At 72.0% G+C, this 15,460-nt stretch carries 10 protein-coding genes; 9 read left to right on the plus strand and 1 reads right to left on the minus strand.

What is annotated here, in order from left to right; genetic code table 11:
* Nucleotides 1–60 precede the first annotated feature (60 nt).
* From trpC to A3CQ_RS0123690, 7 genes are all read left to right on the plus strand, one after another.
* Nucleotides 61–864, plus strand: a complete 804-nt coding sequence (trpC, locus tag A3CQ_RS0123660) for an indole-3-glycerol phosphate synthase TrpC (RefSeq protein ID WP_020513438.1) — start codon at nucleotides 61–63, stop codon at nucleotides 862–864.
* Entirely contained in the window at nucleotides 861–2,102 is a 1,242-nt protein-coding gene (trpB, locus tag A3CQ_RS0123665; protein ID WP_026206097.1) for a tryptophan synthase subunit beta, read from the plus strand. Before trpC ends, trpB begins: the two co-directional genes overlap by 4 nt.
* Nucleotides 2,103–2,166: 64 nt before the next feature.
* Nucleotides 2,167–2,970, plus strand: coding sequence for a tryptophan synthase subunit alpha (gene trpA, locus A3CQ_RS0123670; RefSeq protein WP_020513440.1), 804 nt, complete (start codon nucleotides 2,167–2,169; stop codon nucleotides 2,968–2,970).
* Between the two features lie 50 nt (nucleotides 2,971–3,020).
* Nucleotides 3,021–4,175, plus strand: coding sequence for a prolipoprotein diacylglyceryl transferase (gene lgt / locus A3CQ_RS53785; RefSeq protein ID WP_040432747.1), 1,155 nt, complete (start codon nucleotides 3,021–3,023; stop codon nucleotides 4,173–4,175).
* Nucleotides 4,176–4,187: 12 nt separating this feature from the next.
* Nucleotides 4,188–5,384, plus strand: coding sequence for an FAD-dependent oxidoreductase (locus A3CQ_RS0123680; protein WP_020513442.1), 1,197 nt, complete (start codon nucleotides 4,188–4,190; stop codon nucleotides 5,382–5,384).
* A gap of 9 nt (nucleotides 5,385–5,393) precedes the next feature.
* Entirely contained in the window at nucleotides 5,394–6,341 is a 948-nt protein-coding gene (locus A3CQ_RS0123685) for a YihY/virulence factor BrkB family protein (protein ID WP_020513443.1), read from the plus strand.
* A 34-nt stretch (nucleotides 6,342–6,375) separates the two neighbouring features.
* Nucleotides 6,376–8,199 (plus strand): glycoside hydrolase family 15 protein, encoded by a 1,824-nt coding sequence (locus A3CQ_RS0123690; protein ID WP_020513444.1) that lies wholly within the window; start codon nucleotides 6,376–6,378, stop codon nucleotides 8,197–8,199.
* 45 nt (nucleotides 8,200–8,244) lie between these two features.
* Here A3CQ_RS0123690 and A3CQ_RS0123695 read toward each other — a convergent pair whose 3' ends face one another.
* Nucleotides 8,245–8,976 carry a GNAT family N-acetyltransferase gene (locus tag A3CQ_RS0123695; RefSeq protein ID WP_020513445.1) on the minus strand — a complete coding sequence of 244 codons (732 nt, stop codon included), beginning with the start codon at nucleotides 8,974–8,976 and terminating at the stop codon, nucleotides 8,245–8,247.
* A gap of 461 nt (nucleotides 8,977–9,437) precedes the next feature.
* Between A3CQ_RS0123695 and gltB the strand changes: the two genes are divergently transcribed.
* Nucleotides 9,438–13,967, plus strand: coding sequence for a glutamate synthase large subunit (gene gltB, locus A3CQ_RS0123700; protein ID WP_245577314.1), 4,530 nt, complete (start codon nucleotides 9,438–9,440; stop codon nucleotides 13,965–13,967).
* A complete protein-coding gene (locus A3CQ_RS0123705) occupies nucleotides 13,960–15,432 on the plus strand; it encodes a glutamate synthase subunit beta (protein ID WP_020513447.1) in 1,473 nt (490 codons plus the stop codon). The genes gltB and A3CQ_RS0123705 overlap by 8 nt, the downstream gene beginning before the upstream one ends.
* Nucleotides 15,433–15,460: the final 28 nt, after the last annotated feature.

Genomic DNA, 15,460 nt, shown 5'->3' on the forward strand with positions numbered 1-15,460 from the left:
GGGAGTCATTTCGTGACATCCGATCAGCAGGCGGAAGCGGGCACTGGCGGACCGCAGAACGTGCTGGAGGAGATTCTCGCCGGAGTGCGCGAGGACGTGGCGGCTCGGCAGGAGAGTGTGCCGCTCGAGCAGGTCAGGAAGGCCGCGGCGACGGCGCCGCCGGCCATCGACGCGTACGCGGCGCTGCGTAAGCCGGGCGTGGCGGTGATCGCCGAGGTGAAGCGCTCGTCGCCGTCGAAGGGCGCGCTCGCCGACATTCCCGACCCGGCCGACCTGGCCGGCGAGTACGCGGCGGGTGGCGCCCGCTGCATCAGCGTGCTCACCGAGGGCCGGTGGTTCGGTGGCTCGCTCGCCGACCTGGCCGCGGTGCGTGCCTCGGTGCGTATCCCGGTGCTGCGCAAGGACTTCGTGGTCTCCAGCTATCAGGTGCACGAGGCCCGCGCGCACGGCGCCGACCTGGTGCTGTTGATCGTGGCGGCTCTCGAGCAGAACGTCCTGGTGGGCCTCCTGGAGCGGATCGAGTCGCTGGGCATGACCGCGCTGGTCGAGGTGCACAACGAGGAAGAGGCCGATCGGGCGCTGGAGGCGAACGCGAAGGTGATCGGGGTGAACGCCCGGGACCTGCGCACGCTGGAGGTGGACCGGTCGGTGTTCGAGCGGATCGCGCCCGGACTCCCCAACAACGTCGTGAAGATCGCCGAGTCCGGGGTGCGCGGGCCGCACGACCTCATCCGGTACGCGTCGGCGGGCGCCGACGCCGTCCTGGTCGGGGAGGGCCTGGTGACCCAGAAGTCCCCACGGGACGCGGTCGCCGAGCTGGTGAACGCGGGCAACCACCCGGCGACGCCAAGGCCGGTGCGGTGAGCGCCCCGGTTCTGCCTGACTTGTCCGGACATTTCGGGCGATATGGCGGGCGGTTCGTGCCCGAGGCTCTGGTGCGGGCGCTCGATGAGCTGGATGTGGCATACCGGACAGCGAAAACCGACCCGGAATTTCAGGCGGAATTCGGAAATCTCCTGAAAAATTATGCGGGAGTGCCGTCGCTGCTGTACCGGGCGGAGCGGCTCAGCGCCGCGACCGGCGCCGAGATCCTGCTCAAGCGGGAGGACCTCAACCACACCGGCGCCCACAAGGTGCGCAACGTGCTCGGCCAGGCACTGCTGGCCAAGCGGATGGGCAAGCCCCGGGTGATCGCCGAGACCGGCGCCGGCCAGCACGGCGTGGCCAGCGCGACGGCGGCCGCCCTGCTCGACCTCGAGTGCGTGGTCTACATGGGCCAGACCGACACCGAGCGCCAGGCGCTGAACGTGGCCCGGATGCGGATGCTGGGCGCCACGGTCATTCCGGTGACCAACGGCTCCCGCACCCTGAAGGACGCTCTCAACGAGGCCCTGCGCGACTGGGTGGCCAGCGTCGACACCACGCACTACCTGCTCGGCACGGCGGCCGGCCCGCACCCGTTCCCGGAGATCGTCCGCGACTTCGTGGGCGGGATCGGGGTGGAGGCCCGGGCGCAGTCGCTCGAGCTGCTCGGGCGGCTGCCGGACGCGGTGGCCGCGTGCGTGGGCGGCGGGTCCAACGCGATCGGCATTTTTCATGCTTTTGTGCCCGATGAGGACGTGCGGCTGTACGGCTTCGAGGCCGGCGGCGACGGGATCGAGACCGGGCGGCACGCCGCGTCGATCACCGGCGGCACCTCGGGTGTGCTGCACGGCGCCCGCACCTACGTCCTGCAGGACGAGGACGGCCAGACCGTCGAGTCGCACTCGATCTCGGCGGGTCTCGACTACCCCGGGGTCGGACCCGAGCACGCCTGGCTGCACGACACCGGCCGGGCGGAGTACCAGCCGGTGACCGATGCCGAGGCGATGGCGGCGTTCCAGCTGCTGTGCCGTACCGAGGGCATCATCCCGGCGATCGAGAGCGCCCACGCGATCGCCGGCGCGATTCGGATAATTCCGGAATTGATCCAAGAAATCGGCCGCACTCCCACGATCATCGTCAATCTGTCCGGCCGGGGCGACAAGGACGTGCACACGGCCGGCGCCTACTTCGGCATCCTCGACGAAGTCGAGACGCTGGTCCCGGGAGAGTCCGCATGACCGACTGCACCGAAATAAGCGAAGCGCATGCAGGGCCAGGAGGGCTTGCCCAGGGAGGCTCAGCGTGAGCATTTCCGAGGTCTTCCACAAGGCGAAGGCCGAGAACCGGGCCGTCCTCGTCGGATGCATGCCGGCCGGCTTCCCGACCGTCGACGACAGCATCGCCTCGATGATCGCGATGCACGAGGCCGGCTGCGACGTCATCGAGGTCGAGCTGCCCTACTCCGACCCGGTCATGGACGGCCCGGTGATCCAGAGGGCGAGCGACATCGCCCTGGCCGCCGGCGTGCGCACGCGCGACACGCTGCGCATCATCGAGTCGGTCGCCAGGACGGGCGCCGCCGTGGTCCTGATGACCTACTGGAACCCGATCGAGAAGTACGGCGTGAACGCGTTCGCCCGCGACCTCGCCGCGGCCGGCGCCACCGGGATGATCACTCCCGACCTGATCCCGGACGAGGCGGCAGAGTGGATCGCCGCCTCCGACGAGCACCGGATCGACCGCACGTTCCTGGTCTCGCCGTCCTCGACCGACGAGCGGATCGCGATGACCGTGGCGAACTGCCGGGGCTTCGTCTACGCCACCGCGCTGATGGGCGTCACCGGCGCCCGCACCTCGGTCTCGCGGCAGGCTCCCGACCTGGTCGAGCGGGTGCGGCACGCCGACCCGGACCTGCCGGTCGGGGTCGGCCTCGGCGTCGGCAACGGCAAGCAGGCGGCCGAGGTGGCCGCGTTCGCCGACGGCGTGATCGTGGGCAGCGCGCTGATCCGCTGCGTGCTCGACGCCCCCGACCGGGCGGCCGGCCTGGCCCGCCTGCGCGCGCTCAGCGGCGAGCTCGCCGAGGGAGTGCGGGAACCGCAAAAGTAGGCCCGCCCTGGTAGTCCACGGCGGGCGCCGCGACGGTAGCGTGTGCACCCGTGATACTTGCCGCGATCCCGAGTCCGACGACGTCCGTCTGGCATGTGCTGGGCCTGCCGATCCGGGCGTATGCGCTCTGCATCGTCCTGGGCATCGTCGCCGCCGTCCTCATCATGGAGTACCGGCTGCGTGCGCGCGGCGTGGCCCACTGGGCCTCGCTCGACATGGCGGTGTGGGCGGTGCCGTTCGGCATCATCGGCGCCCGCATCTATCACCTGATCACCTCCCCCCAGGAGTACTTCGGCTCGGGCGGTCACCCGATCGATGCCCTCTACATCTGGAAGGGCGGCCTCGGCATCTGGGGCGCGGTGGCCGGCGGGGCGTTCGGGGCCTGGATAGCGGCCCGCCAGCTGGGGTTGCCGCTCAGCGTCTTCGCCGACTCGCTCGCCCCCGGCCTCCCGGTGGCCCAGGCGATCGGCCGCTTCGGCAACTGGTTCAACAACGAGCTGTACGGCAAGGCCACCACGCTGCCGTGGGGCCTGCGCGTGCACGACATGGACACCACGAACCCCGGGCACGCGCTGACGATCGACGGCGAGCCGGTGACGAAGGCGGGGCTCTACCATCCGACCTTCCTGTACGAAGCGGTGTGGGACATCGGCGTGGCGGTGCTGGTCTGGCTGCTCGACCGCAAGTACAAGTTCGGCCGCGGGCGGGCGTTCGCGCTGTACGTGATGGCGTACACGGTGGGCCGCTTCTGGATCGAGATGCTGCGCATCGACGACGCCAACCACATCCTCGGCATCCGGCTCAACGTGTTCACGGCGATCATCGTGTTCCTGCTGGCGCTGGCGTACTTCGTGATCGTCCGCGGCCCGCGCGCCTACGTGGTGCCCGACGACGCGCCGGTGACGGCTCCCGAGGGCGAGGAGGCCGCGGTCGCCGACGGTTCCCGCCGCGCGCCGAAGAGCTACCAGGTCGTCAGCGAGGCCCGCTTCGAGGCGTACCGGACGACCGGCATCCTCCCACCCGACACCCCCGAGGACCGAGCGCTGGAGATCGCGGCCGGCGGCCATCCCGCCGACCCCGACCCGGCCGGCCCGGCCGGCAACACCGAGGCGGTCCTGGCCACGGGCGCGGCCGCGACCAATGGACCGGACGGAGCCACCGGCGGCGACGCCGAAGTGGACAAGCGCCCCGCCGACGAGAACTGACGCGCGGTCGTCGTGCGCACGGCGGTGGTGGTGGGCGCGGGGATGGCCGGTCTGGCCAGTGCCGGCGCCCTGTCGCGCGCGGGCTGGCAGGTGATCCTGCTCGAGCGCGGTGAGCGGGTCGCCGCCTCGCCGACCGCCCTGGTGCTCTGGTCGAACGGGCGCCGCGCCCTGGACTCCCTCGACCCCGACGGCGGCTGGTCGGCGATCGCCGCGCCGCTGCCCGACGGCGGGGTGCGCCGCCCCGACGGCCAGTGGCTGGTCGAGCCGCGCACCCGGGTCAGCAACGGCGCCGGCCCGGCGCCCGCGGTCGTGCACCTGGAAGACCTGTACGACGCCCTGGTCGCCGGCCTCGGCGACCGGGTGGAGATCCGCACCGGCTTCACGGTGACCTCGGTGCGCACCGGCCGTCGGCACCGCCCGGTGGTCGGCGACGGCCGGACGGAGATCGAGGCCGACCTCCTGGTGGCCGCCGACGGCATCGACAGCCCGGTGCGGCGCGCGCTGGCCCCCGAGTCGGTGGCGGTCGGCTCCGGCTTCGCCGCCTGGCAGGCGGTGATCCCGGCCTACCGCGTGCCCAAGCTCTCGGCGGAACAGAAATCCGGCGGCGAGACCCTGGGCGCCGGCTACCGGTTCGTCTCCATCCCGCTCGGCGAGCGCGCGGCCGGCCGGGGCGGCGTCTACTGGGTGGCCACCGCGGCCGGCGCGCCCCGGCCCGAGCCGCCCGCGACCCAGCTCGCGCTGCTGCGGCGCTGGTTCGCCGACTGGCATCCGCCGGTGTCCGACCTGCTCGAGGCGACCCACGCCGAGGACCTCGTGCCGCAGGAGGTGCGGGAGCTGCGGCCGCTGCCCCGGGCGTACGGGTTCCGCTCCGGCCCCGGCGGCGTCGTGCTGCTCGGCGACGCGGCCCACGCCATGCCGCACCACCTGGGCCAGGGCGCCTGCCTCGCCTTCGAGGACGCGGCCACCCTGCGCTCGCTGACCGCCGAGGCGTCGCCGGGCGAGCCGCTGGCGGCGGCGGTCGAGGAGTACAGCCGGCTGCGCCGCCCCCGGACCACCAGCGTGGTCCGGCAGACCCGCCGCATGTCGGCGGTGGTGCAGGCCCGCGGCCGGCTCGCGCTGCGCGCCCGCGACGCGGCCCTCAACCACATGCGCCCGCGCATCCTGGGCGGTTCCGCCCCGGGTGCGGCCGACTGGATACCACCGGACTGACCGCCGGCGATGAATGGTCTGCTGGCCCGCCTCGACCGGTTCCAGCGGGGGCACGGCTGGGCCGCCCTCCCGTACGCGGTGATCCGCAAGTACCTCGACGACGACGGCCCCCGCCATGCCGCCCTGATCACCTACTACGGCTTCCTGAGCCTGTTCCCGCTGCTGCTGCTCGGTGTCGCGATCGTCTCCCGCCTGCTGGCCACCGACCCCGAGCTGCGGCACAGCGTGATCACCGCGATCGTGCCGCCGGCGCTGCAGAACACCGTCGACGACGCGGCGGCGGCGCTGCCCACCTCCCCGGTCGCGTTCGTGATCGGCGCGATCGGCCTGATCTGGTCGGCGACCGGCGTGGTGTTCGCCGCGTACCGGACGCTCAACCACGTGGCCGCCGTGCGCATGCGCGACATGCCCGAGCCGATCGGCGCGTACCTGCGGGTGATCGGGGTGGCGTTGCTGCTGCTGGCCGGGGTGGTGGCCGGCGGCGGTCTCACGGTGGCCGGGGCCGCGCTGCCCAACCTCGGCGTGCCCGACCGGCTGCTGGCCGCGCTCGGCACCGGCTTCTCGGCGTTCGCGGTGCTGCTGTTCGGCGTCCGCATCCTGTTGCTGGTCCGCGCGCCGTTCTCGGCGCTGTGGCGCCCGGCCGCCGCGGGCGGTCTGCTGCTGGCCATCGTGCTGCATGTCGGCGCGCCGCTGCTGACGATCCTGGTCCGCAAGGCCGGCCCGGTCTACGGCGCGTTCGCCACGGTCGCCGGTCTGTTCACGCTGCTTTACGTGGTGAGCCAGGCCCTGGTGCTGGTGGCCGAGATCGCCGCGGTGCGGCACGCCCGGCTGTGGCCGCGCGCGCTCGACCCGGCCGATCCCACCGCGGCCGACGAGCGAGCCCTGCAGTTGCTGGCCCGTGAGCAGGAACGGATCCCCGGGCAGGTGGTCGAGTCGCACATCATCCGCGACGCATGATGCGCCGGAGGCGGCCGGGCCGAACCCTCGGGGTATGGCTGATTATCCGCCCATCGCCGAGCACGGGCTGATCGGTGACCTGCAGACGGCGGCGCTGGTCGCCACCGACGGGTCGATCGACTGGTTCTGCGCGCCCCGCTTCGACTCGCCCAGCATCTTCGGTTCGCTCCTCGACGCCGACTCCGGCGGATACTTCCGGATAAGTCCGGTTAATCCGGAGTCACCGGCCCGGCAGCTCTACGTCCCCGACACGGCGGTGCTGGTCACCCGTTTCATGACCGAGGCCGGCGTCGGGGAAATCATCGACTTCATGCCAATAAGCGGAAAGACCCAGACAGATCAGCACCGGCTGGTGCGGGTCCTTCGCTGCGTCCGCGGCACGATGACCTTCCGGGTGGATCTGGCGCCGAGGTTCGACTACGGGCGTAAGTCCCACGAGACCAACCTGACCGAAAATGGCGTTGTCTTCGAGGCCGGGGACGATGCCATCACCGTCCACCTGGTGCGCGAACCCGACGACGCCCGCCTGGCCCGTGCCTGGGTCGACGAGGGTGGCGACGTCCACGCCGAGGTCCCCCTCAACGCCGGCGACCTGCGCGGCGTCGTCCTGGAGACCGGCACCCGCGGTCCCATCCGCGAGATCCGGGCGGCGGAGGCCCGCCGGCTGCTCGACGACACCGTCCACTACTGGACGACCTGGCTGGACCAGTCCACCTATCAGGGCCGCTGGCGCGAGGCCGTGGAGCGCTCGGCGATCACCCTCAAGCTGATGACCTACGCCCCGAGCGGCGGTCTGGTCGCCGCGCCGACGGCCGCCCTCCCCGAGCAGATCGGCGGCGAGCGCAACTGGGACTACCGCTACACCTGGGTGCGGGACGCCTCGTTCTCCGTCTACGCCCTGCTCGGGCTCGGCTTCACCGACGAGGCCGCCGACCTGGGCCGCTGGCTGGCCGACCGGGTCGACGAGCAGGCCGACACCAAGGGCAGCGGCCCGTTGCAGATCATGTACCGGGTGGACGGCTCCAGCGATCTGAGCGAGGAGACGCTCGAGCACTGGCGCGGCTACCGCGACTCGGCGCCCGTGCGCATCGGCAACGGCGCCGCCGGCCAGCTCCAGCTGGACATCTACGGCGAGGCGATGGACAGCCTCGCCTTCGCCGACCGGCACGGCCTCTCCGCCGGTCACCGCGGCTGGCGCAAGATCTGTGACCTGCTGGCGTGGCTCTGCGACAACTGGGACCAGCCCGAGGAGGGCATCTGGGAGACCCGGGGCGGCCGGCAGGACTTCACCTACGGCCGGCTGATGAGCTGGGTGGCCCTCGACCGCGGCATCCGCCTGGCCACCGAGCGCTCCCGTCCCGCGCCGCTGTCGCGCTGGGTCCGCGAGCGCGACGCAGTCTACGACCAGATCATGCAGCTCGGCTGGAGCCCGTCCCGGCAGGCGTTCCGCCAGCACTACGCCACCGACGTCCTGGACTCGTCGCTACTGCGCATGTCCGGCAGCGGCTTCATCGTCCCCACCGACCCGATGTGGCAGTCCACCCTGGACGCGATGACGGCCGAGCTGGTCACCGACAGCCTCGTGTACCGCTACGACCCGACGGCCTCGCCGGACGGCCTGCGCGGCTCCGAGGGCACGTTCTCGCTCTGCACCTTCAACTACGTCGAGGCCCTGGCTCGCTCCGGCCGCGTCGGCCAGGCCCGGCTGACCTTCGCCAAGATGCTCACCTACGCCAACCACCTGGGCCTCTACTCCGAGGAGATCGCGCTCACCGGGGAACAGCTCGGCAACTTCCCGCAGGCCTTCACCCACCTCGCCCTGATCAACGCCGCGCTCGTTCTCGATGCCCATCTATAAAGGCAAATGCCGTTTATCGTACGGAGGGGAAGCGCGCGGTCCGGCTCAGAGCTCCGAGGCGGCCGGCTCCGCGATGCAGGCCGTGCCGATGCGACGGAAGCCGACCCGGGTGTAGAGGCGGGCCACGTCGTCGTCACCGGCCGACAGGAACACCAGCGAGACGCGGTCGTCGAGCGCGCGGCGGGCCAGCGCGGCTGTGAGTTGCGACGCATAGCCGCGCCCGCGCGCCGACGGCAGCGTGGCCACGCCGGCGATCTCGGCGGCCTCGCCGTCGCGCATCAGCACGCCGGTGGCCAGAACGCCCTCGGTGGGGGAGGTCACCATCGCGGTGGCGTAGCCGCCGCTCGCGGCCCGGGCGCGGTAGTCCTCGACCTGCGCCTCGCTGAGCTCGGTGATCGCCGCGTCCCGCTCGGCCGGCCCGGCCGGCACGCTGACCAGGGCCGATTCCAGCGACTCGGCCGGCCTCTCGAGGTCGGTGGCGGCCGCCGTGACCTCCTCGAGCGGGCTCGCGCCGGGCGGGTTGCCGAAGCCCAGCTGCGACACGGCGCGCGACACGGCCAGGCCCGTCCCGTACTCCGGGGAGGCCGGGTCGAGCAGGCCGACCGCGGCGCCGGGGACCGGCAGGGCGGGCAGCAGCGCGGCCGGGTCGAGCACCAGCAGCGGGGCCAGCAGCACGTCGAGCCCGGCCGAGCGGGCCACGGCCAGCAGGTCGGGCGTGTTCTCGTGGACCCATTCGAAGGCCTCGGGGACGCCCAGTTCTCGCTGCCTGCGCCGCACGGCAGTAATATCGGCGGCAGATGGCGTCTCCGCCCCTATCCGGGGCCGGGCGTAATAGGGCCACCCCTCGCCCTCGCGGACGAAAAGCACAAGCCCCCCGAAATCCTCCACACGTGCGTAGGGTCGGGGGAGAGCGTCGTAGAAACGCTCGAGCCTGACGAAGACGTCGGAATTCGGTTGCGCCACCGCGCGAGACTACCGAATGGCGCAGCGCCGCGCCCCTTATCAATCGCTCCCCGTATGTGCTGGTTCGCCCCGATCCAAGTGTGATCCATCCGAACTGGCGGAGATCGGTGCCCCTTCACGTAGACTCTAGAGACTTTGCAGGGCCGACGTCGTCCCGACCTTGATGTGAAACACCAGTGACGACAGGAGGCCCGGTGGCATATCCGCACCCCCAGGGACCGAGTCAGTCCGCGGCGGAGACCTCCACGCAGACCGGTGGCGCGCAGACCCGCGGACTGTACGACCCCGCGCAGGAGCGCGATGCCTGCGGAGTCGCCTTCGTGGCCGACCTGCACGGCCGCCGCTCCCACGACGTGGTGGCCAAGGGCCTGTCGGCGCTGATCCGCCTCGATCACCGGGGCGCCCGGGGCGCCGAGCAGAACACCGGCGACGGCGCCGGCATCATGATCCAGGTGCCGGACGCGTTCTATCGCGCGGTGACCGATTTCGATCTGCCGGCCGCCGGCTACTACGCGACCGGCCTCGTCTTCCTGTCCAACGACGGCGAGGACGCGGCCCGCGCGGTCAAGGTCTTCGAGAAGTACGCGCTCGTCGAGGGCGGCGAGGTGCTCGGCTGGCGCGACGTCCCGGTGCGCCCGGACGGTCTGGGCGCGACGGCCGACGAGGCCCGCCCCGTGATCAGGCAGGTGTTCCTGGCCGCGCACCGGCTGACCGACTCCCCGTTCGGGGCCAAGGACGAGCCGCTGAGCGGCATCGAGCTCGACCGAGTGGCGTTCACCATCCGCAAGCAGGCCGAGCGGGAGTCGACGCAGCGTGGCGTCGGCGCGTACTTCCCGTCCCTGTCCAGCCGGACGATCACGTACAAGGGCATGCTCACGCCCGACCAGCTGCCCCAGTTCTTCCCCGACCTGACCGACGAGCGGGTGGCCAGCGCGATCGCCCTGGTGCACAGCCGCTTCTCGACCAACACCTTCCCGTCCTGGCCGTTGGCGCATCCGTACCGGTTCATCGCGCACAACGGCGAGATCAACACGATCCGCGGGAACAAGAACTGGATGGCCGCGCGCGAGGCGCTGCTGCAGTCGGCGGTGCTGCCCGGCAACATCAAGCGGCTGTTCCCGATCAACACGCCGGAGGCGTCCGACTCGGCGAGCTTCGACGAGGTCCTCGAGCTGCTGCACCTGGCCGGCCGCTCGCTGCCGCACGCGATGCTCATGATGATCCCCGAGGCCTGGGAGAACGACCCGGGGATGGATCCCAAGCGGCGCTCGTTCTACCGGTTCCACGCCTCGCTGATGGAGCCGTGGGACGGGCCGGCGGCGGTCGCGTTCACCGACGGCACCCAGATCGGCGCCGTGCTCGACCGCAACGGCCTGCGGCCGGGCCGCTGGTGGCACACCGCGGACGGGCTGGTCGTGCTCGGCTCCGAGGCGGGCGTGCTCGACCTCGACCCGGCCACTGTGGTCGCCAAGGGGCGGCTGCAGCCGGGCAAGATGTTCCTGGTCGACACCGCCGCGGGCCGCATCGTGCACGACGACGAGATCAAGGCGCACCTCGCGAACGAGCAGCCGTACGACGAGTGGCTGCACGCCGGGCTGATCAACCTGGCCGACCTGCCGCCGCGCGAGCACGTCATCTACACGCACGACTCGGTGACCCGCCGCCAGCAGGTGTTCGGCTACTCCGAGGAGGAGCTGAAGATCCTGGTGGCGCCGATGGCGCGGACCGGCGCCGAGCCGCTGGGCTCGATGGGCACCGACACGCCGATCTCGCCGCTGTCGACCCGGCCGCGGCTGATGTTCGACTACTTCCACCAGCTGTTCGCGCAGGTCACCAACCCGCCGCTGGACGCCATCCGGGAGGAGCTGGTCACCAGCCTCTCCGGCACGATCGGCCCGGAGGCCAACCTGCTGGACCCGGGACCGGCGTCCTGCCGGCAGATCGTGCTGCCCTACCCGATCCTCGACAACGACGAACTGGCCAAGCTGCTGTCGATCGACGAGGACGGCGACCTGCCCGGCTTCAAGGCGGTGCGGGTCTCGGGCCTGTACCCGCTGCGCGACGGCGCCGAGGGCATCAAGGCCCGGCTCACCCAGATCTGCCGGCACGTGTCGGAGGCGATCGAGGACGGCGTACGCATCCTGGTCCTGTCCGACCGCGACTCCAACGCCGACCTCGCGCCGATCCCGTCGCTGCTGCTGACCGCCGCCGTGCACCAGCACCTGGTCCGCGAGCAGACCCGCACCCAGGTGGCGCTGGTCGTCGAGTCCGGCGACTGCCGCGAGGTGCACCACGCGGCCACGCTGATCGGCTTCGGCGCCGCCGCGGTGAACCCGTACCTCGCCTTCGAGTCGGTCGACGACCTGATCGTCACCGGCACCCTGGCCGGCCTCGACCCGCGCGCGGCGATCCGCAACTACGTCAAGGCGCTCGGCAAGGGCGTCCTGAAAATCATGTCGAAGATGGGCATCTCGACCGTCTCGTCGTACTGCGGCGCCCAGGTGTTCGAGGCCGTCGGGCTGGACAACAAGCTGCTCCAGCGCTATTTCGCCGGCACCAGCGGACGGATCGGCGGCGCGTCGCTCGCCGACATCCACGCCGAGGTCAAGGCGCGGCACGACAAGGCGTACCCGGCGAACCCGGCCGAGCGCTCGCACCGCCGGCTCGAGGTCGGCGGCGAGTACCAGTGGCGCCGCGAGGGCGAGCTGCACCTGTTCAACCCCGAGACGGTGTTCCTGCTCCAGCACGCCACGCGGTCCAAGCAGTACGACGTCTTCCGCAAATACACCGAAAAAGTGGACAGTTTGGCCGCCGAGGCCGGGTCGCTGCGTGGGCTGTTCGAGTTCCGGACCGATCGGGCTCCGGTTCCGATCGACGAGGTCGAGCCGGTCGAGGCGATCGTCAAGCGGTTCGCCACCGGCGCGATGTCGTACGGGTCGATCTCCGCGGAATCGCACGAGACCCTGGCGATCGCCATGAACCGGCTCGGCGGCAAGTCGAACACCGGCGAGGGCGGCGAGGACGTCGAGCGCCTCTACGACCCGCAGCGCCGCTCGGCGGTCAAGCAGATCGCCTCCGGCCGCTTCGGTGTGACCAGTGAATACCTCGTCAACGCCGACGACCTGCAGATCAAGATGGCGCAGGGCGCGAAGCCCGGCGAGGGCGGCCAGCTGCCCGGCAACAAGGTGTGGCCGTGGATCGCCAAGACCCGGCACGCCACCCCGGGCGTCGGCCTGATCTCCCCGCCGCCGCACCACGACATCTACTCGATCGAGGACCTCGCCCAGCTCGTGCACGACCTCAAGATGGTCAACCCGGCCTCCCGGGTGCACGTGAAGCTGGTCAGCGAGATCGGCGTGGGCACGGTCGCGGCCGGCGTCGCCAAGCTCAAGGCCGACGTCATCCTGATCTCCGGGCACGACGGCGGCACCGGCGCGTCCCCGCTGAACTCGCTGAAGCACGCCGGCTCCCCGTGGGAGCTGGGCCTGGCCGAGGCGCAGCAGACGCTGCTGCTCAACAAGCTGCGCGACCGGGTCACCGTGCAGGTCGACGGCCAGCTCAAGACGGGCCGCGACGTGGTCGTGGCCGCGCTGCTGGGCGCCGAGGAGTTCGGCTTCGCCACCGCGCCGCTGATCGTGTCGGGCTGCATCATGATGCGGGTCTGCCACCTGGACACCTGCCCGGTCGGCATCGCCACCCAGAACCCGGTGCTGCGTGAGCGCTTCACCGGCAAGCCCGAGTTCGTCGAGAACTTCTTCCTGTTCCTCGCCGAGGAGGTCCGCGAGATCCTCGCGTCCCTAGGGTTCCGGAGCATCGACGAGGCCATCGGCCGTGCCGAGGTGCTCGACGTGCGCCCCGCCGTCGACCACTGGAAGGCCCAGGGCCTCGACCTCTCGCCGGTGCTGTTCGTGCCCGACCTGCCCGAGGGCGCGGCCCGCCGCGGCGTCGTCCCCCAGGACCACGGCCTCGACAAGGCGCTCGACAACAAGCTCGTCGAGCTGGCCCGCCCCGCGCTCGACGGCGGCGACAAGGTCAGCGAGGAGCTGGCGGTCCGCAACGACCACCGCAGCGTCGGCGCGATGCTCGGCGGCGAGGTGACCCGCCGCTTCGGCGGCGCCGGACTGCCCGACGACACCATCACGTTCACCCTGCGCGGCACCGGCGGGCAGTCGTTCGGCGCGTTCCTGCCGCGCGGCGTCACGCTGCGGCTGGTCGGCGACACCAACGACTACGTCGCCAAGGGCCTGTCCGGCGGCCGGGTGATCGTGCGGCCCGACGAGGCGGCGCCGTTCGTCGCCGAGGACAACATCATCGCCGGCAACACCATCCTGTACGGGGCGACCGCCGGCGAGCTGTTCCTGCGCGGCCGGGCCGGCGAGCGGTTCGCCGTGCGCAACTCGGGCGGCGCGGCCGTCGTCGAGGGCGTCGGCGACCACGGCTGCGAGTACATGACCGGCGGCACGGTCGTGGTGCTCGGCCCGACCGGGCGCAACTTCGCGGCCGGCATGAGCGGCGGCACCGCGTTCGTGCTCGACCTGGTGCCGACCCGGGTCAACCCGGAGCTGGTCGACCTGGCCCCGCTCACCCCGGACGAGCAGAACGTGCTGCGCGGGCTGGTGGGCCAGCACCTGGCCGAGACCGGCTCGTCGGTCGCCGACAAGCTGCTGGCCGACTGGCCGGCCGCGGTCGAGCGGTTCACCGCCGTGGTGCCGCGCGACTACAAGCGCGTGATGGAACTGATCAGGACCGCCGAAGCCGCCGGTCGCAACGTCGACGAGGCGGTCATGGGGGTCAAGGGTGCCTGATCCGAACGGTTTTCTCCGCTACGAGCGGCAGCTGCCCAAGCGGCGCCCGGTGCCGGTGCGCATCCGCGACTGGCGGGAGGTCTACCCGCCGGCCGGCGAGGAGCTCATCCGCGACCAGGCGACCCGCTGCATGGACTGCGGCATCCCGTTCTGTCACGAGGGCTGCCCGCTGGGCAACCGCATCCCGGACTGGAACGACCTGGTGCGCACGGGGGCGTGGCAGGCGGCCGCCGAGTCGCTGCACGCCACCAACAACTTCCCGGAGTTCACCGGGCGGCTGTGCCCGGCGCCGTGCGAGGCCGCCTGCGTGCTCGGCATCTCCGACGACCCGGTGACCATCAAGCAGGTCGAGGTCGAGATCGCCAACCACGCGTTCCAGCTCGGCTACGTGCGGCCGCAGCCGGCGCCGGCCGCGTCCGGCCGCAGTGTCGCGGTGGTCGGCTCGGGCCCGGCCGGTCTCGCCGCCGCCCAGCAGCTGGCCCGGGCCGGGCACGCGGTCACCGTCTACGAGCGCGACGACCGGATCGGCGGCCTGCTCCGGTACGGGATCCCCGACTTCAAGATCGAGAAGTCGGTGGTCGACGCCCGGCTGGCCCAGATGGAGGCCGAGGGCGTCGTCTTCCAGACCGGCGTGCGCGTGGGCGTCGACGTCACCGCCGACGACCTGCGCGAGCGGTACGACGCGGTGCTGCTCGCCGCCGGCGCCCTGGCCGGCCGGGACACCCCGGGCACCCCGGGTCGCGAGCTCAACGGCGTGCACCTGGCGATGGACCACCTGGTCCCGGCCAACCGGATCGTCGCCGGCCTGCAGGACACCACGCCGATCGACGCCGCCGGCAAGCACGTCGTGATCATCGGCGGCGGCGACACCGGCGCCGACTGCCTCGGCGTCGCCCACCGGCAGGGCGCGGCCAACGTCATCCAGCTCGACCAGTACCCCCTGCCGCCCGAGGCGCGCGCCGGCGACCAGCAGCCGTGGCCCACCTGGCCGGTCATCCTGCGCAACTACCCCGCGCACGAGGAGGGCGGCGACCGGGTCTTCGGCGTCGCCGTGCAGGAGTTCATCGGCGACGCGGACGGCAACGTCACCGCGGTGCGCATCGCCGACGTGGTCGTCGAGCGCGTCGACGGCGTCCGCCGCGTCACCGTCAGCCCCGGCACCGAGCGGGACCTGCGGGCCGACCTGGTGCTGCTGGCCATCGGCTTCGACGGCACCGAGCAGCAGCCGCTGCTCGAGCAGTTCGGCATCACCCGCAACCGGCGGGGCGTGCTCGACGCCGACGCGAACTGGCAGACGTCGGCGGACGGCGTCTTCGTCGCCGGCGACATGCACCGCGGCGCGTCGCTGATCGTCTGGGCGATCGCCGAGGGCCGCTCGGCCGCCGCGGCGATCCACGACTACCTCGGCTCGGCGGGCGACCTGCCCGCCCCGGTCCGCGCGAACACCCAGCCGCTGGCCGTCTGAGCCAGTTCTACCCGAGTTCTACCCGAGC

The organism is Paractinoplanes globisporus DSM 43857 (assembly GCF_000379645.1).
Classification (GTDB): Bacteria; Actinomycetota; Actinomycetes; order Mycobacteriales; family Micromonosporaceae; genus Actinoplanes; species Actinoplanes globisporus.

Bases quoted from the DNA above. Each gene is read 5' to 3' on its own strand.
- A3CQ_RS0123685 (WP_020513443.1), top strand. From the start codon at position 5,394: ATGAATGGTCTGCTGGCCCGCCTCGACCGGTTCCAGCGGGGGCACGGC.
- A3CQ_RS0123690 (WP_020513444.1), top strand. From the start codon at position 6,376: ATGGCTGATTATCCGCCCATCGCCGAGCACGGGCTGATCGGTGACCTG.